This is a genomic window from Gordonia jacobaea (genome assembly GCF_965344965.1).
Lineage (GTDB): Bacteria > Actinomycetota > Actinomycetes > Mycobacteriales > Mycobacteriaceae > Gordonia > Gordonia jacobaea.
In genome coordinates, this window is record NZ_CBDRLS010000004.1 from 54,744 (window position 1) to 77,636 (window position 22,893).

Consider the following 22,893-nt stretch of genomic DNA (forward strand, 5'->3'; position numbering starts at 1 on the left):
CGCATATCCGAAGCGGCTCGGCTGAGGCGTCGACGCGCGGCCGGACGTTATGGCCGAGAGCTCCGCGTGTTTCGATTGGGTATAGACATTCGCAATGTGTAGGTCCTTGTGTCACAACGTGAAAAGGTCGGTCAGTGTGAACGTTTCGCGTGCGGTATCGCCCGATTCGCCCACCCGTCTCCGACGACGCGTACCGCACGCCAGCCTTGGCCAGTTCACTTTCGTCATGGCGACCGGCATCGTGTCGACGGCAATGCACAATGCGGCGTCGCTCGGTAGTGGCACCTACGCCACTTTGGCCAATCTCATTTCGGCGATTCTCTTTGCTTTCGCTGTGGTCGGATATGTCGCGTTGACCGTGTTCACCATTGCCGGGTGGTTCACCGGTTCGGGCGTGGTCAACGAGGTGCGGCGCGAGATCGCGACCGACGGGTTCACAGTGTTGGCCTTCACCGCGGCGAGCGGGGTGCTTGCGGCGCGATCGTTGGCGGCGGGAAGTACCTGGGCCGCAGTCACATTTGCTGTCGTCGCACTCGTGTCGTGGGTGATACTCGGCTACACCGCGGTGATCGCCGCGTTCTTCAGCGCCGCACAGTCGCGGGAGCATCCCCCGGCGCCGACGACCCCGCTGCCCTGGACACACGTCAACGGCACCTGGTTTCTGATGGTCGTCGGAACCCAGTCGATTGCTGTCGCATTCGGGGCGCTCGCGGCCAAAGAGCGTGTCGACTGGTATGCGGTCGTTGCCGCCCTGTGGTGGGGGACCGGTGTGCTGATACTGGTCGTGATGGCGGTGCTGGTCGCCGCGCGGCTGATCATCATCGGCCTGTCGGCGGACGACGAGGTCGCCCCGTACTGGGTGTTCATGGGTGCAGGCGCGATTTCGGTGCTCGCCGGTGCAGAGGTTCTCGGTGTGGGCGCCATGCAGCGGCTGGTCTCGCACGACGTCGTCGGAACGCTCTGTCTGTTGGGTTGGATCTTCGGGACGTGGTTGATACCGCTGCTCGTCGCACTGATGATCTGGCACGCGCGCAGGCCGGGTACCAATTCGGGATTTCGCACCGCGTTGTGGTCGATCGTGTTCCCCATCGGCATGTGGGGGGTGGCCAGCAGACAGTTGGGGATCGCCTGGCAGGTCTCGTGGATCAAGACCATGGGTACCTGGGAGGCGTGGGTGGCGCTGCTGATCTGGGTGATCGTCTTCGTCGGGATGGCGCGATGGTGGTGGCGATGGCTCGGAGCGCGACGTTCGGAGACTAGTTCGCCAGCACGGTGAGCAGTACAGCCGAGTCCTCGTTGGCCCGGAGATTGTGTCGGGCGTCGGGAATGGTGATGAGGTCGCCGGCCACGCCGTGCCACTCGTCGGCGCCCGCGGTGAGCGTCACGTCGCCGCGGAGCACCTGAAGCGTCGCTTCGCCGGGGCTCTGGTGCTCGCCGAGTTCGGTGGAGGCCGCCAATGCGATCACGGTTTGGCGCAGGTGCCGCGCGGAGTTGCCGTGCAGCGTGTGCCCGGCGCGGCGACTGTGCGCGTCGCGCGCCGTGGCGATGAGTTCGTCGACGAGGGCTGGGAGTCGCGTGGTGTCCATGTCTCACGATTGCACGCCCCGCCCGGCGGTGGGTGGCATTGGAGGGCGATGAGTATATGGCCGATATCGGAGCTATTACGGCTTCGATATGCTCAGCGGGTAGTCACCGGGTTCGAGTCAGGAATTGCACATGTCGACGTTGGGACTCACGGCGACCGATCCTGACGATCTGCGCGACGTTGCCTGGGTCGATCTGTTTCCCTGGCTCGACTCCTATGAATCCGACGCCGCTGCCCATCTCGAGGCGTTGGTTCCCGGAGTCGCGGATTGGTGGATAGCCGATTCGCCCCGGATCACCGCTGCCGATGTTCCTCTCGACGACCTGGTGGGGCGCCTCGGTGCGCTCGTTGTCAGCAGGCACCGAACCACTCCGCTTTCGGTCCTTGCTCCGACTCTGGACGCCTCGATCCCTCTCGCAGCGCTGCGAGTTGATTCGCGCGCAGAGACCGTCGTCAGGCGCCTGGCGTCGAGTGACGTTGTGGCGGCGCTGGTGGCGACGGACGTCGAATCGATCCTTCAGGTGCGGGGCACGAGCGTTGAGACGGCGGAACTGATCGTCGCCGGTGTACTCGGGGCGGCACTACGAGTTGTGCCCGGTGACGGCGTCGAGCCGGAAGACGACGGTGACAACCCGGCCCTCGCCACATTGCTCGACGACCTCACAGTGTTGTCGCGGTGGCGGCGGCTGCGCGGACGCTCCTCGGACGCGCTGATCGAGGTCGCGATCGAGGACGACGCTCCTGAAGTCATCCAGCACACGGCCGCGCGCATAGCGGCACTGACGGGCACCGATTTGGACGTGCGCGTCGAGGCCAATCCGATCGATGAGATCGAGAACCTCGTCGAACAACTCGACGAGCGCGAAGACATCGTGCTGAGGCACCACCTCATGGCGCTCGTCCCGATATCGATGGGTGAGTTGAGCACCCGACTGCACGTGAGCAAGAGCCGAGCGGGTGTCATCGCGGCGAAGGTGAAGGACGAGTTCGCCGCGGCCTGCGACTTCGGAACTGCCGCAGGCGGTTTGCTGGCCAGTATCCGGACCGAGATCGAACCGGTCGCGCCGCTCGAGCGCTTACTCGAGCTTCATCCCGTCCTGACCGAAACCGTGCCATCGCTCGACGTCCCGCTCTGGCTGGCACTCGACCGCCTCGACGATTACTTCGAAGTCACCGGACCGTGGGCCGCCGCACCCGATGTGGTTGCTGCCAAAGCCCGCACGATCACGATGCTCGAACAGTTCGAGTCCGACAACGGTGTCGTCGAACTCGGCGTCGCAGCCGACACCCTCCGACTCACCGTGGAGCAGACAGCGGAGTGGTTGCGCTACTGCGAGATTCCGCTCTGCAATGGCGCGGCGTTGTTGGCCACACGTCGGATCGTCGATCACGCCGCAGGCATTCTCGAGGCATCGGGCCGCCCCATGACCACAGTGGAGCTGATCGACGACATCGACACCAACAAGTCACACGCTTCGGTGGAGCGGGCGCTCGCAGACGATGCTCGCATCGAAAACCGTGACGGCCACTGGCACCTTCTGGCGCCGGAGCCGTCGGTAATGGCAGAGGATCGCAACAGCAAGGTCATTCGTCGAACCAGGCGCCTTTACCGAATCGGCGACTCGTGGCGTTTTCGGATGGTGGTTGCCCCCGATCAGTTGCGCGGTTCCGGGGTGGCCCTTCCGGCGGGTGTCGCACTCGCGTTCGGTTGCCGACCCGGCACGGTTCGGGACATCGCGTCTCCCCTCGGCCCGCAAACGCTCAGATGGACCGGGACCAACCCGATGTGCGGCACGATTCGACGGTTTCTCGTCGACTCAGCAATCGAGCCAAGGGAAGCCATCTTCTTGACCTGCTCGGATGAGGGCGCATTCGGCGTCGACAAGTATGTCGAGCCGATCTCCGACGATCCTGTTCGGCGTGCGCTCGCGCTGGTCGGCCATCCCTCGGCCGACGACGTCGACAAGGACGAACTGGCGTCGTTGCTCGCCGTTGCGGCGGGGTTGCCCGCTGGCACCAAGCCGCGTCGGATCCTCAGCGCCTACCAAACGCGTGACGACGTCGTTGCCGCGTTGCTCGAGTCCGCCTGGGTGGTCTCGGCGCGGTGAGTGACGAAATGACAAGGGGCGCATCGGCAAGCAGTGATGAGATGGCGGTGCAACGTGCACTCGGTCTGCACCACACGCTCGTCACCGCCATCGCGGACCTGGTCGACAACAGTGTTGACGCCGGGGCACGGAACGTCTTGATTCGATTTCTGAGTACCGGTCACGCAACCGTGGGACTTCGGGTCATCGACAACGGCGCAGGCGTGGACGACGTGAGCATCGACGCTGCGATGCGTTACGGGACGGAGCGTGTTCGCCGGGACAACGAACACGGCCATTTCGGAGTTGGTCTCAAGGCGGCCTCGCTCAGTCAGGCAGATGAGGTGACGGTCTACTCGTCGGCCAAGGGGCACACGGCGGTTGCTCGACGGCTCAGCGTCGCGGGCCGGGGTGACGTGCCGCTTGTCGAGTCATTGCCCACCGTCGCTGCCGAGTCCACATTGGCTGCGGCACATCCCCGATTTCCGTTCGAGACGGGCACCGTCGTCGAGTGGCGCGGTCTGCGGACCTTCCCGATGACGTCGGACCACACCGAGCAATCGGTGTGGTTGGAGACCGCGATCAAGGACGCGCAGGCGTGGCTCGGTCTGGTGTTTCATCGCCTGATCGAACGTGGCCTAGCGCTGACGATCGACGTCTATGACACCGCGACGTTGCGGGCAGGGGCGCCACGGACAGTGCGTGCTATCGATCCGTTCGGATATCAGCGATCGGGCGCATCGGGTTACCCCCGGGACGTGACGGTCGACGTCGGGTCGGGCTCCACCGTCGCCCTGCATGTGTGGCCCGCGCGTAGCTCGCTGCCCGCGTACACGCTCGACGGCGCGTCAGGCCGTTCTGCCCAGGGGTTCTTCGTCTACCGCAACGATCGACTTCTCCAATCGGGAGGCTGGCTCGGAGTCGTACGTCCGCGGCCGGAGTGGGCCCTGGCGCGAGTCGCAGTCGACCTCGACGACGCCCTCGCACGCCACATGACCATCAACCCGGAGAAGGCCCGGGTCACCGTGGACGCAACGTTGTCGTCCGCGCTGCGGCGAGTACTCACGCCCGACTATCTCGCCGATGCCGCCACCGCGGCCAAAGCCGCGCGTCGTGTGCAACGCCGACCCATCACCGTCGTCGAGCCGGGTGCGGGGTTGCCCGACGCAGTCGCCGACGAGTTCGCCGATTCGTTCACGTTCACCGACACGGCGGATCCCGTCGACATCGGGTGGCGGGTGCTCTCCGTCGACCGCTTCTTCGAGGTGGATCTCGAGGCTCGAACGCTGTGGCTGAACGCCCGCTTTCGTCGACAACTGGGCGGAACCAGTCGCTCCAATGACGACGTTCCGCTGCTGCGCACTCTGACCTACCTCCTTGCCCAGGAGATGTTCGACTCGGTGCGGCATAGTTCCAGGCAAACCGAACAGATCGAGGCGTGGCAGCACGTGTTGATCGCGGCGATGAGGGCCCAGGAGGAAAACGGTCGATGATCGACATGTTGATCGATGCCATTGCGCGTGAGTTCAACCCTGATCACGCTCCCGCGCGATTCCTCGGAGCGGTATCGGGTCGACTGATGGACGCGGGATTTGACCCTGTCGACATGGCCACCGTGGTCGATGTCATGGTCGACGAGCGAGTCACATCAGTGCGAACGGCGGTTCGGTCTGCGCTCTCGCGCTGGGATGCCGACGCCGCGGCGGACTGGGCCGGAGGTACCGAACCCAATTCGACGGCTCGTCGTGAACTGATCTACTCGGCACTCGGCATCCCGAACGACGCGTTCGCTCCGCTGACCGAGCATTACCCGGTTGCCGGCGGGCCGACGGTCATCGCGGCGCAACAGCCGTGGGAGCCGTGGTACACCGCGGAGCGTCGAAACGCACACGACTTCTACTGGCGCGCATATCGAGGCGTCCTCCGCTCGAAGGGATGGTCGGAGGAGACCGTCGATGGACTCGATGCGGCAAGCACGGAAGTCGTTCGCCGACTTGCAGATCCGACACGTGAGGAGCCCTACCAGTCCAAGGGGCTCGTCGTCGGCTACGTCCAGAGCGGCAAAACCGCGAACTTCACCGGAGTGCTCGCGAAGGCGATCGATGCGGGCTACCGATTGATCATCGTGCTCACCGGGACCATCGAACTGCTCCGAAGTCAGACGCAACGTCGGCTCGACATGGAATTGATCGGCATGCAGAACATCGATCCGATTGAGTACGAGAACGACGAGGATTGGCTTGATGGCAAGTTCTTGCAGCACGTCGTCGACCCCAATCACTCCAACGACGCTCCGGCTGTCCGCAGACTCACCGGTGCGATCGACGACTACAAGGCGCTTGCCAAGGGAATCGGCACGCTGCACTACGAATTCGCCGATCATGCTGTGCCGCTGAATGATCCCGCCAACCTGTTCGGCAGCAATGTCCGTATCGCGGTGGTCAAGAAGAACTCGACGGTGCTCAAGAAGCTCGTCGCCGATGTCACGAAGATTCCGACACCGCACGACCAGATACCCACGCTGATCATCGACGACGAGGCTGACCAGGCGTCGGTGAACACCGAGAACCCGAAGAAATTCGCGGAGGGTCGGATCGAACGCACGGCAATCAACAGGCAGATCGCCAATCTGCTCGACCTTTTGCCGCGCGCGCAGTACATCGGTTACACCGCAACACCTTTCGCCAATGTGTTCGTCGACCCCGAAGATGCGGTGAACATCTTTCCGAACGACTTCATTGTCAGTTTGGAGCGTCCCGCGGCCTATATGGGAGGCACCGACTTCCACGACCGCCATGCAGATCTGGGGGAGGGCGTGCAACGCACGCCTGCGAACTCGAACGAGAAGGCCTTCGTGCGAGACCTACGCCCACAGTGCGACGAGGATCGCGACGCCGAGCGGCTGCGCGCGCTCGATTCGTTCGTGTTGGCTGGTGCGATCAAGCTGTTCCGTGAGGCTGAGGGGGTGCAGGGGAACTTCCGGCACCACACCATGCTGGTGCATGAGTCGGTCAAACAGGCAGAACACTCCGCACTCGCCGAAGACTTCATGGCGCTCTGGAAGGCTGCGTCGTACAGTCAGCCGGCAGGCCTTGAACGATTGGAAGAGCTGTGGAACAACGACTTTCGGGTCGTCTCTGCAGCGCGCGCGGAGCCGGGCGTCGTGTCGCCGTCAACTTTTGCTCAGCTCGAACCCTTTATCGGCGCCGCGTGTGATCGGATCGATGAGGGACTGCAGCCGGTCATCATCGTCAACGGTGACGCCGACAAGGATTACCAGCAGGAACGTCTGAACTTTCAAGAGCGCCCGGTGTGGAAGATCCTCGTCGGAGGCACGAAGCTGAGCCGAGGGTTCACCGTTGAGGGCCTCACCACCACCTACTACACCCGGCGCACCGCCCAGGCCGACACACTCATGCAGATGGGTCGGTGGTTCGGATTCCGGCCGGGGTATCGAGATCTGGTGCGGCTCTTCATCGGTCGGGAAGTACCCGGACCTGGTGGGCGGCTGTTCGACCTCTACCGTGCATTCGAAGCGATCGTCGACGACGAGGAAGACTTCCGCGAAGAACTCAACAGATTCAGAGGACTCAACGCTGACGGCGAGCCGATGGTGACGCCGCGAGACGTTCCGCCGATGGTCTTCCAGCGCCTGCCGTGGCTCAAACCGACTGCGGCCAACAAGATGTACAACGCAGAAGTGGCGTACCGAAGTGTCGGTGGTCAGAGCTTCAGCTTCACCATGCAGGGCCCGCGCGACGACGGTTCCAACAACATGAAGCACTTCGCTGCGGTGCAACCGATCTTGGCTGACCTCGACGATTCCGGGTCGTTCTCTTTCCTCGACAAAGACGATCGCAGTAGGGACGTCGAGGCCCGGTACGGCATCGTGCCGGCATCGGAGGTCTTGGAGGCCATTGAGCAGTTCGTCTGGGACGTCAACTGGGACTTCGCGCCGCATCGTGAAGCGTTTGTACGGGCGATGGAACGCGGCGTATTGGAGGATTTTGCTGTCCTGCTACCGATTCCGAAGACGAAGTCGCCCGTGCTTATCGGTGATGTCGCCGACCCCTTGCCGCTCGTCAATCGCAGACGACAGGAGGCGGCGTACCGAACGGGCTTCACAGGTACCGCCGTGCGTGAACGCGATGCGATCGAACATATCGCGGGGAACCCGAAGAAACAGGTCGGCGGGCCGTTGGCGCAACGACTGCGGAAGCCGACCCGTGGCGCCATGATCCTGCTGTTCGCGAGCGATCCCAAAGACCGACACTTCGCAGACGTCAAGCGCGGCAAGGTCAGTCCGCGCGACGTCGCCACACTGTTCAGCTACGCGCTGCCCTACGCCGCGTACCCTGCGCCGAAGATCGGCTTCACGACGAGGCGCTCGGGGGCGGGAGCGATCATCGACGCCTGACCGATCCGGCCTGTTGGCCGCACGACTGTTTGTTGAGTACGAAGGAAGGTTCATGTCATGGCAAAGGTGATTGCCACCATCAGTCTGAAAGGTGGGGTCGGCAAAACCACTGTCACCGGCGGCCTCGCAGAGTTCATGGCGGCCGAGTTCGGGCAGCGGGTGCTGCTGATCGACCTCGACTCGCAGATCAACCTGACCACCATGATGATCAGCGAGGAACAGTGGTTCACGCTGAACACCAACGGCCGAACACTCGCATCACTTTTCGGCGATGCGGTCAATGGCACCAACGACTTTCGCCTGGACGACGCGATCGTGCGCGGGGTATCGCCGGTGAAGCGGGTGGCCACCGTCGACCTGCTCGCTTCCTCGCTTGACCTGATCGAGATTCAGGAAGAACTCAGCGCGCTGCGCGTAGGCGGCTCTGATCCCGGTGGCGGCGTCGACTTTCTGCGCAAGGCGATTGCTCCCGTGGTCGACTACTACGACTACGTTCTGATCGACTGCCCGCCGACGATCGGTCCGGTCACACTCAACGGGTTGGCCGCAGCTGATGGTTACATCATCCCGACGATCCCGGATCACCTGTCCACCTACGGGATTCCTCAGATCCAGAACAGGGTGCGCAAGTTTGGCGACGAGATCGGTCGAAACATCGTCGAACTCGGTGTGGTGATCACCAAGTACAAGGCAAACTCGGCGGTCCACCGTGCCACGACGAAGCGGCTGCGTCGCGATCCCACCATTGCGCACGTGCTGCCCAGCTACATCAACGAGGCCAATTCCGTTGCGGCGTCCGCTGAGTTCGTTCCCTACGGAACGCTGCGAGGCAAGTACGGAAACCAAGGACAGTTCGACCAATTCCGCGGTCTGACGACCGATGTGATGACCGAGGCTCAGGAGAAATTGCAATGAGTTCCGACGACGCACGCCGCCGCGTCGAGTACCAGGCCATCGGGGGAGCCCTCGCTCAGCTCGATGTGAAGAATCCGCATGCGGCTCAGATCATTGCGGGTCTGACGCGCGTGATCATCGATGAGGCAGAACGCTCGTCGCGATTCGCGGGAGCACTCGCCGACGTCGTGAGTGCGTTGGCGCCGAGCTCCGACGCGTTGCCGTCGACAATCGCTGCGCCGCCGCGCAAACGTGCTTCGACTCCGCGCAAGAAGGTGGTTCGTCAGCCCGCCGTTCTCGACCCCTTCGTGGTCTATCGAGAGGCCGGTCCCGCAGGGCTGACGGCCCGGCTCAGCGAGCTCGACATCGAGCAACTGCGCGACATCATCGCCGAGGAAGAACTCGACACCCGCAAGGAGACCAGCCGCAAACGCAGTCCAACGGTCATCACCGCATGGATCGTCGAGCGCGTCGAGGCGTCGGAGAACAAGGGGAGTGTGTTTCGGTAGGGGACGGCCCCAGCAGCTGAGATCTGGCACAGTGGGCGGTGGATCGCCCACGGGACTTGTCGTCAAGGTCCTGTGGTTGTGTGCCCCCTGGGATGACTTCCCGGGTTCCATTGAGGTGCAACAGTTGCCGAGCAGGTAACAGGCGCCGCGATCCCGCTGATCGAGCCGCATCCCGCTGATCGAGCCTGTCGAGATCACCCGCAGCGCGCGTACACAACTCGGTCGTCAGCGCGACGCCAAGACAATAATCTCCTCGGCGCCCCGCTGACGTCACGATTGTGTACGCACCCCGGCTCGAGCCAGACCTTGCGACCCATATGCACGGCAGCATCCCGGCCGGGCTAGATGTGTGTCGATTCGAAGGATCTGTGTGCTGCAGCACCCACATCTTTCGATACGACACACATTTCGCGCTATGGGCGGGTGCTCGCGGTCGTCATGGCCGGGTTCCATTGATGGGTATGGGCTATTCGGTCACCGGTTCGAGCCGCGCGGGTGCTCCTGGTCGTAATGGTCGGGCTTCATTGCAGGTCAACCTTGCCGCTCCTTGGACACTCGGGATGTTGTCAGTCGGCCGACGCCGGACTACGGTCCTAGCCCACCGCGCGTCCAGTGCAGCCGGATCGGTTGTCTCAGCCGGCCGCCCGCTGAACGGTGAGGAGGCTCTCGGCGCTGTGTTCGGCGCGGTAGGCCGCCTCGCCGCCGCGGACTCCGAACAGGCGCTTGCTCCAGATGAGCCAGACCACCGCGGCGACGTTGATCGCGAGCAGCAGCACCTTGAACACGGTCACCTTCTCGACGAGTTCGTAGACCTCGAGCGGGATGAAGATGCTGGTGACGATCACCGCGAAGTATTCGCCCCAGCGTTTGGCGAACCACAGGCCGTACGCCTCGACGAACTGGCTGATTCCGTAGGCGAGCAGCGCACAGCCGACGAGCACGATGGTCGCCGTCGACAACGTGGTTGCCTTCTCGATCCACTGCACGACCTTGGAGTCGTCTATGTTCCAGCCGATCTGGTCGGCGATCGGTTTGAGGAGCGGCATCTCGGCGTCGAACTTCTCGTGCAGTGTCTGTTGGCTGTTGCGCAGCTCGATCACGAATATGCCTGCGATGACGAGGAAGACTCCGCGGATCAGGCGCTCGACGGCCAGCAGTCGCATGATGATGAGGTCGCGCAGCAACCGACCGCGCGGAACCTCCGGCGCCTGGTCGGCGGGACCGCTGTTGCGTGGTGAGCCGACGGCGTAATCGCCGCAACGCAGGCACCGCCACGCGTCGCCGACGCTGGTCTCGGTGTGCAGATGATCCGCGAGGTCGGACTCGTCGGGACGATAGGTCTCGTGGCCGCGTAGGCCGCAGGAGATCAGTTCCCAATTCACCGCAGCAGCCTAGCCCTCGACGGCAGGCGGGTCACGACGCCGCGGCGATCTCACCTGGTTGAGCGACCTCGCCACCGCCGTTCACTCCGACGCTTGCCGCGTACAGCAGGTCGCGGAAGTCGCCGACGACCGGCCGCTCGGGCGACCACACCATCCGAATCCAGGATGTGTGCGGCGCGATGTCGAGATCTACCGCGACGAGTTGCCCGGCGGCCGACGTACGGCCGATGGCGAACTTCGGGGCCATCACCACTCCGAGGCCGTTTGCCGCCCAACTGAAGGCGACAACGAGGCTCGGCATGGATTCCATCGGTTCGGGCAGCATGTCCTCGATGCCGAGGTGTGTCGCGCACCGTCGGGGGCCGCTCAGGATGTGCTCGCCGACAAGGTCGGCGATGGTGAGGCGCTTGTGTCGAGCAAGCGAATGGCCCGAGGCCATCGCGATTGCGGTGGTGACGGGGACCAGGTCGGCGTAGCAGACGTCTGTGCGCTGCGTCGCCGGCAGGAGCCAGCGGTCGGCCGCGTCGTCGTGCATGTCGAGTACGAGTCCGACGTCGGCGCTGCCCGACGCCACCGCGTCGACGACGCGCGTGGGGTCACTGAGTGTGTCCACGGCGACGGTACTGCCGGGAACCCGGTTGCCGAACTCGCGCAGAATGCCGGGGATCTGTGTGGCGACCATGTGTTCGGTGCTCGCGACACGCAGGGGCGCGGTCGTGGCCGCGGCCGTGACGGAACGGCCGAGTCTGGCCCAGCGGTCGAGGAACTCGGGGCCCTGGGCGGCCAGCACGAGTCCGGCGTCGGTCAGGCGCATCCCGCTCGACGAGCGGTGATATAGCTGCACTCCGAGGTCGCGTTCGAGCACCCTGATCTGCTGCGACACCGACGATGGGGCCAGGTCGAGGGCAGCCGCGGCACCGAGGACAGTGCGATGCTCGGCGACCGCCAGAAAGGTCCGTACGTGTCGGATTTCCATGAGTGCTACTCCTCGCTTGGGGCCGGGAGGCATGACGCATCGGATGGTGTTCGGAAAAACCGCACACTCCCTGCGTCTATTCCGGTCGATCGACGTCGGGCGTCAGCAGCATCCTGATGCCGTGCCAACGACAACTCGCGAACCCTCCAGATCACGACGCCGCTCGGGCGAGGTCATGCGTGGTCGCACCATCAGCAACGTCGGGGTCTCGCTCGGCTACCTGTTGGTGCTGGTCGACTCGACTGTCCTCAACGTCGCGCTGCCGGATATAGCCAGGTCGCTGGGTGGGAGTGTGGCCGGACAACAGTGGGTCGTCAGCGCCTACCTGGTCACCTTGGGTGCACTGCTGCTGAGTTCCGGGGCGATCGCCGACCGCTATGGCGCCCTGCGTACGTACCGGGTCGGCGTCCTTGCGTTCGTGGTCACGTCCGTGTTGTGCGCTCTCGCTCCGACGCTGCTGATCCTCATCGTCCTGCGCGCATTCCAGGGCGCTGCGGCCGCGCTGATCCCGGGGACGACGCTGGCACTTATCGGGAGGATGAATCCAGAAGCAGCCGACAGGCACCGCGCCATCGGCCTCTACGCGCTGGTCACCGGGTGCGGTTTCGCGGCAGGTCCGACCGTCGGTGGAATCCTCATCGCCGCCGGTGGGTGGCGGTGGATCTTCCTGATCAACGTTCCGGTGGGAATTCTCGCGCTGGCCTGGAGTCGATACTTTCCGGCTGACCCGAAGGCACGCGAGCGCGGTGCGCGACTCGACGTGCGCGGACAGGTACTCGCGGTGGTGTTCTTCGCGCTTGTGGTCGTCGTCATCATCGAGACAGGGGAGCGATCCTCGACGGCAGCGTGGGCGCTGATCCCGACGGTGTGCGCGGCCGGATTGCTCTACTGGTCGGATCGACGCAGCGACGCCCCGGCCATTCCCGTGCGTCTGCTTCGCATCCCGCCGATCCTGCGAGGAACGTTGTACGGCTTCACAATTCAGGTGGTGATGGCGTCGACGCTTTTTGTCGCGAGTCTGTATCTGATCAACGCACGCGGGCTGTCGCCACTGGGTGCGGGACTCGTCCTCATCGCCTACACGTTCGGGCCCTGTGTCCTCGGCCCGGTTGTGGGGCGCGTGGTCGCTGCACGTGGGCCGCAGTTGCCTGCAGTGCTCGGTCAGCTCGCGGCTGTGGTGGGTTCTGTCGCGATCGCCGTGGTGATGTTCGTCGGCGGACCATTATGGGCGTTGATCGCGATGATGCTGATGGCCGGAGCGGCATTACCGCTGGTGATCGTGCCGATAACCGGGCTCGTCGTCGCGGGTGCTCCGGCGGGTTCCGCGGGTACGGCAGGCGGCTTGTTCAGTGCGTCGCGTCAACTCGGCGGGGCCTTCGGTGTCGCCGCACTCGGGGCGGTGTTGGCGTCGGTTGGTGGTGCCGACGGCGCCGCGTGGGCGATGATGGCCGCGGCCGTCGTGGCGGCGATAGCCCTTCTCGGTATGGTCGTACGTCCGCACCGCGTGCGGTGACGCAAAGGTCGCTGCGGCCATCGATTTGGGTCTGGCCAGCCGATTCTCTACACTAGAACGGTTGCCTGTGCACCTTCGCGTGTCCGCACTCGGGTCACGGCTACAACTGAATAGTCTCCGGTGCTGGCGAAATGCCTAGGGCACCGGCGGCGAGAACCTATTCACTATCCACTTCGTGGAAGGCCCACCGCAGGTCACAGGAGAAATCCTGACGATCGGCGCTGCATGGGAACCGCTACGAGAAAGGTTGACGGTCAACCATGACCATGACTGACCCGATCGCAGACTTCTTGACACGTCTGCGTAACGCCAATTCGGCGTTCCATGACGAGGTGACCCTCCCGTCGTCGAAGCTCAAGGTGAACATCGCCGAGATCTTGAAGCGCGAGGGCTACATCACCGATTACCGCACCGAAGATGCGGAGGTCGGCAAGAACCTCGTCGTCTCCCTCAAGTACGGCCCCAGCCGTGAGCGCTCCATCGCAGGACTGCGCCGCGTGTCCAAGCCGGGCCTGCGGGTGTACGCAAAGTCCACCAACCTGCCCAAGGTCCTGGGCGGCCTCGGCGTGGCCATCATCTCCACGTCGTCCGGTTTGCTCACCGATCGCCAGGCAGCCAACCAGGGCGTGGGCGGCGAAGTCCTCGCCTACGTCTGGTAAGGGGAGGTAAGCACAATGTCGCGTATCGGTAAGAATCCGATCGAGATCCCCGCGGGCGTCACCGTCTCCATCGACGGACAGACGGTCACCGTGAAGGGACCCAAGGGCGAGCTGAGCCACGTTGTCACCAGCCCCATCCAGGTGGCGCAGGAAGACAACACCATCGTGGTGACCCGCCCCAACGACGAGCGTCGTAACCGTGCACTGCACGGTCTGAACCGCTCGCTGGTTGCCAACCTGGTCGACGGCGTGACCAAGGGCTACACCACGAAGATGGAAATCTTCGGTGTCGGCTACCGCGTCGCAGCCAAGGGTCGCGACCTCGAGTTCGCGCTCGGTTACAGCCATCCCGTGCCGATCGAGGCTCCCGAGGGCATCACCTTTGCCGTCGAGTCGCCCACCAAGTTCTCGGTGTCGGGTATCGACAAGCAGCAAGTCGGCCAGATCTCGGCGAACATCCGCCGCCTGCGTCGTCCCGACCCGTACAAGGGCAAGGGCATTCGCTACGAGGGTGAGCAGATCCGTCGCAAGGTCGGAAAGACGGGTAAGTAAGCCATGAGTGATACAGCAACCAAAACTGTCCGCAAGCCCATCGGCAAGGACGTGTCGACCCGTCGTCGCACCGCGACCGGAAATCGTCACTTCCGCCTTCGCAAGAAGGTCAGCGGAACGCCGCAGCGTCCGCGTCTGGCCGTCAAGCGCAGCAGCCGTCACATCCACGTGCAGCTGATCGACGACCTCGCGGGCAAGACCCTCGCAGCAGCGTCGACCATCGAGGCTGACGTGCGTGCAGCCGGCGGCGACAAGTCGGCACAGGCTCGTCGCGTCGGCGAACTGATCGCCGCTCGCGCCAAGGCCGCAGGTGTCGAGGCCGTCGTGTTCGACCGTGGTGGCAAGAACTACCACGGCCGTATCGCCGCGCTCGCCGACGCCGCCCGTGAGGGAGGCCTGCAGTTCTGATGATGACCAGCAACAACAGCAAGACCAACATGACCGGAGGGAACCTCTGATGCCCGGACGTCAGCGTGACGGCGGAAACGGACCCGCCGGTAACGACAACAACAACAACCAGGGCGGCAACGACCGCCGCGGTGGCCGCGATCGTCGTAACGACCGCGGACGCGATCGTGACCAGGAGCGCAACCAGCTCGAGCGCGTCGTCACCATCAACCGTGTCTCCAAGGTGGTCAAGGGTGGACGTCGGTTCTCCTTCACCGCTCTCGTGGTCGTCGGCGACGGCCAGGGCATGGTCGGTGTCGGCTACGGCAAGGCCAAGGAAGTTCCGGCCGCGATCCAGAAGGGCGTCGAAGAGGCTCGCAAGAACTTCTTCCGCGTTCCGCTGATCGCAGGCACCGTGACCCACCCGGTTCAGGGTGAGGCTGCTGCCGGTGTCGTGATGCTGCGTCCGGCAAGCCCCGGTACCGGTGTCATCGCCGGTGGCGCTGTGCGTGCCGTGCTCGAGTGCGCAGGCGTGCACGACGTCCTCGCCAAGAGCCTCGGCTCCGACAACGCGATCAACGTGGTCCACGCGACCGTGGCCGCACTGAAGATGCTGCAGCGTCCCGAAGAGGTCGCCGCACGTCGCGGTCTGCCGATCGAAGATGTGGCGCCGGCCGGTATGCTCCGGGCGCGCGCAGGCCAGGGAGTGTAAGACATGGCACAGCTGAAGATCACCCAGGTGAAGGGCACCATCGGTGCCAAGAGCAACCAGCGTGACAGCCTGCGGACCCTTGGACTCAGGGGCATCCGCCAGACCGTCACCCGCGAGGACACCCCGATCAACCGCGGTTTGATCAACGTGGTTGCACACCTCGTGACAGTCGAAGAGGTTTAAGAGCAATGACCATCAAACTCCATCACCTTCGCCCCGCTCCGGGCGCGAAGACCGATAAGACCCGCGTGGGTCGCGGTGAGGGGTCCAAGGGTAAGACCGCCGGTCGCGGCACCAAGGGCACCAAGGCACGCAAGAACGTGCCTGCCGCGTTCGAGGGCGGCCAGATGCCGATCCACATGCGGTTGCCGAAGCTCAAGGGCTTCACCAACCCCAACCGGGTCGAGTACCAGGTCGTCAACGTCGGCGACATCGCCAAGCTGTTCCCGCAGGGCGGCACCATCGGCGTCGACGAGCTCGTCGCTGCCGGTGCGGTTCGCAAGAACCAGCTGGTGAAGGTCCTCGGCGACGGTGAGCTGAGCGTCGCGGTCAACGTGACCGCGAACAAGTTCACGGCGTCGGCCAAGGAAAAGATCGCCGCTGCCGGTGGCAGCATCACTGAACTGTAAGAGTTCGTTTCTGACCACAGCGGACGGCAGCACTGTTCTGCCGTCCGCTGTGGTGCCAGCGGGCCGGTTCGTCGAGCTCATCGGGTGTGCGTGCACGTACAACGCGCGCCGGGTCGGGCGAGCGGGCTCCGAAAACTTCAGGTGGTGCGGTCCCGCAGAAGTGCCGGCCGTGGCTGCCGGTAGAGTTTCTGGGGTTGCCGCACAACGCAACCACCGATCAACGTCGATTGCCGAGCACGTGGGGGTGGGGTCCGTCTGGCCCCCGAACAACCCGAGCGTGGTCGTTCCTAGGAGGAGTTAGTGTTTTCCCCCCTCGTCGCGGCCATTCGGACGCCCGATCTGAGGAAGAAGATCCTCTTCGTCATCGGCATCATCGTGCTGTATCGCCTCGGCGCGACGGTCCCGTCGCCCGGCGTCGACTACAAGACCGTGCACGCGTGCATCGATCGCATCAACAGCGGTGGCGGCAACCAGGTCTACTCGCTGATCAACCTGTTCTCCGGTGGAGCGCTTCTGCAGCTCTCGGTGTTCGCGATCGGCATCATGCCCTACATCACCGCCAGCATCATCGTGCAGCTGCTCACCGTGGTCATCCCGCGGTTCGAGCAACTCCGTAAGGAGGGCCAGTCCGGTCAGGCCAAGATGACGCAGTACACCCGCTACCTCACCGTGGCGCTGGCACTGCTCCAGTCGACCGGCATCGTCGCCCTCGCCGACCGCGGCACCCTGCTCCCGCAGGAGTGCGGCAACGTTCTCACCGATCAGTCGATCTTCGGTCTGTCGATCATCGTGCTTGTCATGACCGCAGGCGCCTGCCTCGTCATGTGGTTCGGTGAGCTGATCACCGAGCGCGGTATCGGCAACGGTATGTCGCTGCTGATCTTCGCGGGCATCGCAGCTCGCATCCCCGCCGAGGGTCGGGCGATCCTCACCAGCCGTGGCGGACTGGTCTTCGGTCTCGTGTGTCTCGCGGCGCTGATCATCATCGCGGGCGTGGTCTTCATCGAGCAGGGCCAGCGTCGAATCCCGGTGCAGTACGCCAAGCGGATGGTCGGCCGGAAGATGTACGGCGGGTCGTCGACCTATCTGCCGCTCAAGGTCAACCAGGCCGGCGTCATCCCGGTGATCTTCGCGTCGTCGCTGTTGTATCTGCCGCAGTTGATCGTGCAGCTCACCAAGAGTGCCGACGGCACCGAGTCGGGCTGGCAGTCGTGGGTCTCGCGCTATCTCGCCGACCCGAGTAGCTGGGTGTACATCCTCGTCTACTTCGCCATGATCATCTTCTTCACGTACTTCTACGTCGCCGTCACCTTCAATCCCGAAGAGCGTGCCGACGACATGAAGAAGTACGGAGGATTCATCCCCGGTATCCGTCCCGGCCAGCCGACGGCTGATTACCTAGGCTACGTACTGAGCCGCATCACGCTCCCGGGCTCGATCTATCTGGGTATCATCGCTGTACTGCCCAACCTCTTCCTCGAGATCGGCAACAGCGGGGGAGTGCAGAACCTGCCATTTGGGGGCACGGCCGTGTTGATCATGGTCGGCGTGGGTCTGGACACGGTGAAGCAGATCAACAGTCAATTGATGCAACGCAAGTACGAAGGATTCTTGAAGTGAGACTTGTTTTTCTCGGCCCCCCCGGCGCTGGCAAAGGGACTCAGGCAGAACTGCTGTCGGAAACTCTTGGCATTCCGCACATCTCCACCGGCGACCTGTTCCGCGCCAACATCTCTGAGGGCACCGCGATCGGCATCGAGGCGAAGAAGTACCTCGACGCCGGCGACCTGGTGCCGCCGGAGATCACCGTCGACATGGTCCGCGCACGCCTCAGCGAGCCCGACGCGTCGAAGGGCTTCATCCTCGACGGCTTCCCCCGCTCGATCGAGCAGGCCGAAGCGCTCAACTCGATCCTCGCCGACCTCGACACCGAGCTCGACGCTGTTGTCTCGTTCGTCGTCGACCCCGACGTCGTCGTGGATCGCATGCTCGCGCGCGGCCGCGCCGACGACACCGAAGACGTGATCCGTAACCGCATGGCGGTGTACGACAAAGAGACCGCGCCGCTGCTCGAGTACTACGGCGACCAGGTCAAGACCGTCGACGCCGTCGGCGAGGTCGACGAAGTCCACCAGCGAGTGCTGAACGCGCTCGGCGTCAAGGTCTCCTAGAGTATCGATCCGCGATGAGGCTCCGTAAGACCAAACGTGTTCCGTTCCGCAGCCCTGGCGAGCTAGACGCCATGGCTGCGGCGGGAGCCGTTGTGGGGCAAGCACTCGTCGCGGTACGAGACGCCGCGAAGGTCGGGGTGAGCACCCTCGAACTCGACGAGGTGGCCGAGTCTGTGATCCGGGGCGCGGGTGCGGTCCCGTCGTTCAAGGGCTATCACGGGTTCACCGGCTCGATCTGCAGTTCCGTGAACGACGTTGTGGTGCACGGAATCCCGTCGTCGACCGTTGTACTCGCCGAGGGAGATCTCGTCTCGATCGACTGCGGCGCCATTCTCGACGGCTGGCACGGCGACTCCGCGTGGACCTTCGGGGTTGGCGAACTCTCGCAGGCCGACCAGGACCTATCGGACGCGACACGGCTGTCGATGGAGGCGGGCATCGCCGCAATGGTCGACGGCGCGCGCCTCACCGACATCTCGTACGCCATCGAGACCGGAACACGCAAGGCGGAGAAGACCTTTGGACGCGGCTTCGGGATCGTCGACGGTTACGGCGGCCACGGCATCGGGCGCGAGATGCACCTCGATCCGTTCCTGCCGAACGAGGGCGATCCCGGCCACGGTCCGTTGTTGGTGATCGGCTCGACGCTGGCGATCGAGCCCATGCTCACGCTCGGTACCACCGACACCACCGAACTTCCCGACGGCTGGACCGTCGTCACCGACGACGGCTCGCGCGCCGCCCACTGGGAGCACACCGTCGCGGTTACTGCCGACGGTCCGCGCATTCTGACGCAGCGCCCCGCCTGACTCTTTCGGCCGGCCCGTTCTTGCGTCGCCCATTCTTTCCGGTTGCCCATTCTTTCCGGTTGCCCAGGCGCGCGGTTTCCGCGCCTGTGGGCAACCGCAAGTAGCTCTCGGTTCGGTCGTGTTCACGGCCAATTCATGTGACGTGGTCCACGCGACACCTTCCGGACGTCGACGGGCAATCATCTCGTTCGCAATCCGTAAGATCGGGGCTGAATACTGCCCGGGTGTCGTCAGTCAACGAGCGGGTGCTTCCGTCGTCGCGCGCCCGGTCGTGGCGTAGCTACGCGCTGTTCATCGCGCTCGTAGCGCCCAATCTGGTGCTGCTCGGAGTGTTCACGTATCGCCCGCTCATCGAGAACATCCGAATGTCGTTCTACGACTGGAACATTTCGTCGCCCGGCGCCGACTTCATCGGGTTCTCGAACTACACGGAATGGTTCACGCGCGCCGACACCTGGACCATCGTCGTCAACACCGTGGTCTTCACCGTTGTGGCAGTGGCGGGCAGTATGGCGCTGGGACTCGCGTTGGCTCTGTTGCTCGACCGCAAGCTGCGTGGCCGAAACCTGGTGCGATCCATCGTGTTTGCGCCGTTCGTACTCTCCGGTGCTGCGGTGGGTATCGCGTTTCAGTTCGTATTCGATCCGAGCTTCGGCTTGATCAACGACCTGATGCACCGGCTGCACCTCGGGTCGGCACCGGACTTCTACCAGCAACCGCACTGGGCTCTGTTCATGGTCACCGTGACCTACGTGTGGAAGAACCTGGGCTATGCGTTCGTGATCTACCTTGCCGCGTTGCAGGGGAAGCGAATCGACCTCGACGAGGCGGCAGCAATCGACGGGGCCAGCCGCTTCACCTACTTCCGTCGTGTTCTGCTGCCACAGCTTCGTCCGACGACGTTCTTCCTCTCGATCACCGTGCTGCTCAACTCATTACAGGTCTTCGACATCATCAACGTGATGACCCGCGGAGGCCCGCTCGGCAACGGCACCACGACGATGGTCTACCAGGTCTATGAGGAGACGTTCCGCAACTTCCGCGCCGGCTACGGAGCGACGGTTGCGACGATCATGTTCGTCGTGCTGCTCGTCGTCACCGTTGTGCAGGTACGAGTGATGGATCGGTCGCAGGCATGAGCGAGATCGTGATGACGGAGTCGACGACGTCGGGTGATGTGGCGTCGACGACAAGTCCCGCCGGCCCCGACCAGCGTGCAAAGGCGTACGCGCGGCGCAAACGCGTTGCCACGGTGTTCGGTTACCTCGCGATGGTCGTCGTCGTGCTCCTGGTGGCGCTACCGCTCGTGTGGATCCTGTTGGCGTCGTTCAAGGATCGATCCGAGATCTACGTGCAGCCCGCCGTGTGGTGGCCGTCTGTGTGGCACCCGGAGAACTACAGCGAGGCGACGACGTCGGTTCCGTTCTGGGACTTCATGCGGAACTCGGTGATCGTGACCTCGATCCTGGGCGTCGTGAAGTTCGCGCTCGGGGTGCTGAGCGCGTACGGGCTTGTGTTCCTGCGGTTTCCGTTCAAGAACCTGGTGTTCATCGTGATCATCGCCGCGCTGATGGTGCCGAATCAGATCACGTCGATCACCAACTACGCATTCATTGCACAACTCGGGCTGCGCAATACGTTCCTCGGCATCATCCTGCCGCTTGCGGGCGTCGCATTCGGAACGTTCCTGATGCGCAACCACTTTCTGTCGATACCCCAGGAGATCATCGAAGCCGCACGCATGGACGGCGCCGGTCACTTCCGGCTACTGACCCGTGTGGTGATGCCGCTGTCGATCCCGACGATGGTTGCCTTCGCACTCATCACGCTCGTCAACGAGTGGAACGAATACCTCTGGCCGTTCCTGATGGCCGACGACTACACCGTCGCGACGCTGCCCGTCGGGTTGACGCAGTTGCAGAACAACGACGGCCTGACCAACTGGGGGCCGGTGATGGCCGCGACGGTCCTCGCCATGCTGCCGATGCTCGTCGTCTTCCTGCTCCTGCAGCGCCACATGATCAAGGGCCTGACCTCCGGGGCGGTGAAGGGGTGATCTCGACAGGCTCGATCAGCGGTGGAAGCTCGATCAGCGGTGGGGACGGCTCGATCGGCGGGTGGGTGATCTCGACAGGCTCGATCAGCGGGGTCGGCTCGATCAGCGGTGGGGACGGCTCGATCAGCGAAGGGGAGCTCGATCAGCGGATAGGGCTCGATCAGCGGGGGTGTCGAAACCACCTGCGCGACAGACAGAGAACGACAAACAGTGGGGAACAGGAGCACACGAATGCACGAGTTGTCTCGCCGCGGTTTTCTCGCGGCCGGTGTCACGTTGGCGGCAGGCCTGGCGGTGTCGGCCTGCGCCGGGTCGGGGAGTTCAGAGGGGTCCGACGACGGGGGTGACGCCAACAACCTGACCTTCTGGTCGAACCACCCGGGCAAGTCGACGGCGGTCGAAAAGGAGTTGATCTCCCGCTTCGAGAAGGCCAATCCGGGTATCAAGGTCCAACTGGTCGACGCAGGAAAGAACTACGAGGAAGCGGCGCAGAAGTTCAACGCCGCGCTCTCGGGCGGGTCGCTGCCGGACATCATCATCCTGTCTGACGTGTGGTGGTTCAACTTCGCACTCATCGGTGCGATCGCGCCGCTCGACGACCTGTTCGGCAAGGCGGACGTCAACACCTCCGACTACGTCGATTCGCTTGTGGGCGACTACAAGTGGAACAACAAGACGTGGGCACTGCCATACGCGAGGTCGACACCGCTGTTCTACTACAACGCCGACGTCTGGAAGCAGGCGGGACTGCCTGCTCGCGGGCCGCAGAGCTGGCAGGAGTTCGACGAGTGGGGTCCGCGCATCCAGGGTGTCGTCGGTAGCGGTAAGCAGGCGCACGGCTGGGGCAATGCCGTCGACTACCTTGGCTGGACGTTCCAGGGTCCCACGTGGACTTTCGGTGGTGCCTACTCCGACGAGTGGGATCTGAAGTTCACCGATCCCAAGACGATCGCCGCCGCCAACTATCTGAGTGAGTCGATCAACACCAAGCGCTACGCGAAGATATCCAACGACATCGCAGGCGATTTCAGCGCCGGCATCATCGCCTCCACGGTGGCGTCGACCGGCGACCTGTCGGGAATCACCAAGAATGCCAAGTTCAACTTCGGCACAGCATTCCTACCTGCGCCCGACGGGACGGTTGGTTGCCCGACGGGAGGTGCGGGCCTTGCGATTCCGGCGCGAATCTCGGACGCGCGAAAGGTCAACGCGCTCAAGTTCATCAACTTCATCACCGACACCGACAACACGGCGTACTTCTCGCAGAACGTCGGGTACATGCCGGTCCGGAAGTCGGCGCTGAACGACCCGTCGATGGTGGCCTTCCTCGACAAGAATCCCAACTTCAAGACGGCGATCGACCAGTTGCCGAAGACCAAGCCGCAGAACTACGCTCGCGTCTTCGTGCCCGGCGGCGACAAGATCATCGGTACGGGCTACGAGAAGATCGGCCTGCAGAACGCTGACGTCAACGACACCATGGCCGATGTGAACAAGCAGATCCAACAGATCTACGACACCCAGATCAAGCCGAAGTTGCCGAAATGATGAGTAG

General features: G+C 63.9%; 22 protein-coding genes. 19 read left to right on the top strand and 3 right to left on the bottom strand.

What is annotated here, in order from left to right; genetic code table 11:
• Window positions 1-94: 94 nt before the first annotated feature.
• Complete coding sequence (locus tag ACRVY7_RS14305; protein WP_431817551.1) at window positions 95-1,276, top strand: tellurite resistance/C4-dicarboxylate transporter family protein; 1,182 nt, start codon at window positions 95-97, stop codon at window positions 1,274-1,276.
• Here the strand turns inward: ACRVY7_RS14305 and ACRVY7_RS14310 are convergent.
• Entirely contained in the window at window positions 1,257-1,586 is a 330-nt protein-coding gene (locus tag ACRVY7_RS14310; RefSeq protein ID WP_049698866.1) for a cupin domain-containing protein, read from the bottom strand. The genes ACRVY7_RS14305 and ACRVY7_RS14310 overlap by 20 nt on opposite strands.
• 130 nt (window positions 1,587-1,716) lie before the next feature.
• On the opposite strand from ACRVY7_RS14310, the gene ACRVY7_RS14315 reads away from it, so the two are divergent.
• The 5 genes from ACRVY7_RS14315 to ACRVY7_RS14335 are packed head-to-tail and all read left to right on the top strand — an operon-like array spanning window position 1,717 to window position 9,492.
• Window positions 1,717-3,693: a hypothetical protein gene (locus ACRVY7_RS14315; protein ID WP_431817552.1), complete on the top strand. Its 1,977-nt coding sequence runs from the start codon at window positions 1,717-1,719 to the stop codon at window positions 3,691-3,693.
• Window positions 3,694-3,734: 41 nt separating this feature from the next.
• On the top strand, window positions 3,735-5,165 hold the full coding sequence (locus ACRVY7_RS14320; protein ID WP_431817553.1) for an ATP-binding protein: 1,431 nt from the start codon (window positions 3,735-3,737) through the stop codon (window positions 5,163-5,165).
• Window positions 5,162-8,089: a Z1 domain-containing protein gene (locus ACRVY7_RS14325; protein ID WP_431817554.1), complete on the top strand. Its 2,928-nt coding sequence runs from the start codon at window positions 5,162-5,164 to the stop codon at window positions 8,087-8,089. The genes ACRVY7_RS14320 and ACRVY7_RS14325 overlap by 4 nt, the downstream gene beginning before the upstream one ends.
• Before the next feature lie 57 nt (window positions 8,090-8,146).
• The gene (locus ACRVY7_RS14330) at window positions 8,147-9,004 is read left to right on the top strand and encodes a ParA family protein (RefSeq protein ID WP_064870721.1); all 858 of its coding nucleotides are present in this window, start codon (window positions 8,147-8,149) and stop codon (window positions 9,002-9,004) included.
• A complete protein-coding gene (locus ACRVY7_RS14335) occupies window positions 9,001-9,492 on the top strand; it encodes a hypothetical protein (protein ID WP_431817555.1) in 492 nt (163 codons plus the stop codon). The genes ACRVY7_RS14330 and ACRVY7_RS14335 overlap by 4 nt, the downstream gene beginning before the upstream one ends.
• Before the next feature lie 632 nt (window positions 9,493-10,124).
• Here the strand turns inward: ACRVY7_RS14335 and ACRVY7_RS14340 are convergent.
• Both ACRVY7_RS14340 and ACRVY7_RS14345 read right to left on the bottom strand, forming a co-directional pair.
• Window positions 10,125-10,874: a DUF2127 domain-containing protein gene (locus tag ACRVY7_RS14340; protein WP_431817556.1), complete on the bottom strand. Its 750-nt coding sequence runs from the start codon at window positions 10,872-10,874 to the stop codon at window positions 10,125-10,127.
• Window positions 10,875-10,905: 31 nt separating this feature from the next.
• Window positions 10,906-11,850 carry a LysR family transcriptional regulator gene (locus tag ACRVY7_RS14345; protein ID WP_431817557.1) on the bottom strand — a complete coding sequence of 315 codons (945 nt, stop codon included), beginning with the start codon at window positions 11,848-11,850 and terminating at the stop codon, window positions 10,906-10,908.
• Window positions 11,851-11,971: 121 nt separating this feature from the next.
• Here ACRVY7_RS14345 and ACRVY7_RS14350 point away from each other — a divergent pair, with 121 nt between their 5' ends.
• The 13 genes from ACRVY7_RS14350 to ACRVY7_RS14410 all read left to right on the top strand — a co-directional run bounded on the left by ACRVY7_RS14350 (window position 11,972) and on the right by ACRVY7_RS14410 (window position 22,886).
• A complete protein-coding gene (locus ACRVY7_RS14350) occupies window positions 11,972-13,363 on the top strand; it encodes an MFS transporter (protein ID WP_431817558.1) in 1,392 nt (463 codons plus the stop codon).
• 260 nt (window positions 13,364-13,623) lie between these two features.
• A complete protein-coding gene (rpsH, locus tag ACRVY7_RS14355; RefSeq protein WP_005170410.1) occupies window positions 13,624-14,022 on the top strand; it encodes a 30S ribosomal protein S8 in 399 nt (132 codons plus the stop codon).
• Between the two features lie 15 nt (window positions 14,023-14,037).
• Complete coding sequence (gene rplF, locus ACRVY7_RS14360; RefSeq protein ID WP_005208387.1) at window positions 14,038-14,574, top strand: 50S ribosomal protein L6; 537 nt, start codon at window positions 14,038-14,040, stop codon at window positions 14,572-14,574.
• A gap of 3 nt (window positions 14,575-14,577) precedes the next feature.
• The gene (gene rplR / locus ACRVY7_RS14365; RefSeq protein WP_049698873.1) at window positions 14,578-14,982 is read left to right on the top strand and encodes a 50S ribosomal protein L18; all 405 of its coding nucleotides are present in this window, start codon (window positions 14,578-14,580) and stop codon (window positions 14,980-14,982) included.
• A gap of 49 nt (window positions 14,983-15,031) precedes the next feature.
• Complete coding sequence (gene rpsE, locus ACRVY7_RS14370) at window positions 15,032-15,673, top strand: 30S ribosomal protein S5 (RefSeq protein ID WP_005170418.1); 642 nt, start codon at window positions 15,032-15,034, stop codon at window positions 15,671-15,673.
• Between the two features lie 3 nt (window positions 15,674-15,676).
• On the top strand, window positions 15,677-15,856 hold the full coding sequence (rpmD, locus tag ACRVY7_RS14375; RefSeq protein WP_005208385.1) for a 50S ribosomal protein L30: 180 nt from the start codon (window positions 15,677-15,679) through the stop codon (window positions 15,854-15,856).
• A 5-nt stretch (window positions 15,857-15,861) separates the two neighbouring features.
• Complete coding sequence (rplO, locus tag ACRVY7_RS14380; protein WP_431817559.1) at window positions 15,862-16,302, top strand: 50S ribosomal protein L15; 441 nt, start codon at window positions 15,862-15,864, stop codon at window positions 16,300-16,302.
• A gap of 300 nt (window positions 16,303-16,602) precedes the next feature.
• Window positions 16,603-17,922, top strand: a complete 1,320-nt coding sequence (gene secY / locus ACRVY7_RS14385; RefSeq protein WP_049698875.1) for a preprotein translocase subunit SecY — start codon at window positions 16,603-16,605, stop codon at window positions 17,920-17,922.
• Window positions 17,919-18,473, top strand: a complete 555-nt coding sequence (locus ACRVY7_RS14390) for an adenylate kinase (RefSeq protein ID WP_431817560.1) — start codon at window positions 17,919-17,921, stop codon at window positions 18,471-18,473. Before secY ends, ACRVY7_RS14390 begins: the two co-directional genes overlap by 4 nt.
• Before the next feature lie 14 nt (window positions 18,474-18,487).
• On the top strand, window positions 18,488-19,282 hold the full coding sequence (gene map, locus ACRVY7_RS14395) for a type I methionyl aminopeptidase (protein ID WP_431817561.1): 795 nt from the start codon (window positions 18,488-18,490) through the stop codon (window positions 19,280-19,282).
• A 224-nt stretch (window positions 19,283-19,506) separates the two neighbouring features.
• Window positions 19,507-20,421 (top strand): carbohydrate ABC transporter permease, encoded by a 915-nt coding sequence (locus tag ACRVY7_RS14400; protein WP_197494630.1) that lies wholly within the window; start codon window positions 19,507-19,509, stop codon window positions 20,419-20,421.
• Window positions 20,418-21,338 (top strand): carbohydrate ABC transporter permease, encoded by a 921-nt coding sequence (locus tag ACRVY7_RS14405; protein ID WP_431817562.1) that lies wholly within the window; start codon window positions 20,418-20,420, stop codon window positions 21,336-21,338. Before ACRVY7_RS14400 ends, ACRVY7_RS14405 begins: the two co-directional genes overlap by 4 nt.
• A 231-nt stretch (window positions 21,339-21,569) precedes the next feature.
• Window positions 21,570-22,886 (top strand): ABC transporter substrate-binding protein, encoded by a 1,317-nt coding sequence (locus ACRVY7_RS14410; protein WP_431817563.1) that lies wholly within the window; start codon window positions 21,570-21,572, stop codon window positions 22,884-22,886.
• Window positions 22,887-22,893 lie beyond the last annotated feature (7 nt).

Excerpts from the sequence above, each read along its gene's own strand:
- ACRVY7_RS14320 (WP_431817553.1), top strand. The coding sequence starts at position 3,735 with ATGGCGGTGCAACGTGCACTCGGTCTGCACCACACGCTCGTCACCGCC.
- ACRVY7_RS14305 (WP_431817551.1), top strand. The coding sequence starts at position 95 with ATGTGTAGGTCCTTGTGTCACAACGTGAAAAGGTCGGTCAGTGTGAAC.
- ACRVY7_RS14330 (WP_064870721.1), top strand. The coding sequence starts at position 8,147 with ATGGCAAAGGTGATTGCCACCATCAGTCTGAAAGGTGGGGTCGGCAAA.
- rpmD (WP_005208385.1), top strand. The coding sequence starts at position 15,677 with ATGGCACAGCTGAAGATCACCCAGGTGAAGGGCACCATCGGTGCCAAG.
- ACRVY7_RS14410 (WP_431817563.1), top strand. The coding sequence starts at position 21,570 with ATGCACGAGTTGTCTCGCCGCGGTTTTCTCGCGGCCGGTGTCACGTTG.
- rplR (WP_049698873.1), top strand. The coding sequence starts at position 14,578 with ATGAGTGATACAGCAACCAAAACTGTCCGCAAGCCCATCGGCAAGGAC.
- rpsE (WP_005170418.1), top strand. The coding sequence starts at position 15,032 with ATGCCCGGACGTCAGCGTGACGGCGGAAACGGACCCGCCGGTAACGAC.
- ACRVY7_RS14335 (WP_431817555.1), top strand. The coding sequence starts at position 9,001 with ATGAGTTCCGACGACGCACGCCGCCGCGTCGAGTACCAGGCCATCGGG.
- rpsH (WP_005170410.1), top strand. The coding sequence starts at position 13,624 with ATGACCATGACTGACCCGATCGCAGACTTCTTGACACGTCTGCGTAAC.
- map (WP_431817561.1), top strand. The coding sequence starts at position 18,488 with ATGAGGCTCCGTAAGACCAAACGTGTTCCGTTCCGCAGCCCTGGCGAG.
- ACRVY7_RS14345 (WP_431817557.1), bottom strand. The coding sequence starts at position 11,850 with ATGGAAATCCGACACGTACGGACCTTTCTGGCGGTCGCCGAGCATCGC.
- ACRVY7_RS14310 (WP_049698866.1), bottom strand. The coding sequence starts at position 1,586 with ATGGACACCACGCGACTCCCAGCCCTCGTCGACGAACTCATCGCCACG.
- rplF (WP_005208387.1), top strand. The coding sequence starts at position 14,038 with ATGTCGCGTATCGGTAAGAATCCGATCGAGATCCCCGCGGGCGTCACC.
- ACRVY7_RS14405 (WP_431817562.1), top strand. The coding sequence starts at position 20,418 with ATGAGCGAGATCGTGATGACGGAGTCGACGACGTCGGGTGATGTGGCG.
- ACRVY7_RS14325 (WP_431817554.1), top strand. The coding sequence starts at position 5,162 with ATGATCGACATGTTGATCGATGCCATTGCGCGTGAGTTCAACCCTGAT.
- ACRVY7_RS14315 (WP_431817552.1), top strand. The coding sequence starts at position 1,717 with ATGTCGACGTTGGGACTCACGGCGACCGATCCTGACGATCTGCGCGAC.
- rplO (WP_431817559.1), top strand. The coding sequence starts at position 15,862 with ATGACCATCAAACTCCATCACCTTCGCCCCGCTCCGGGCGCGAAGACC.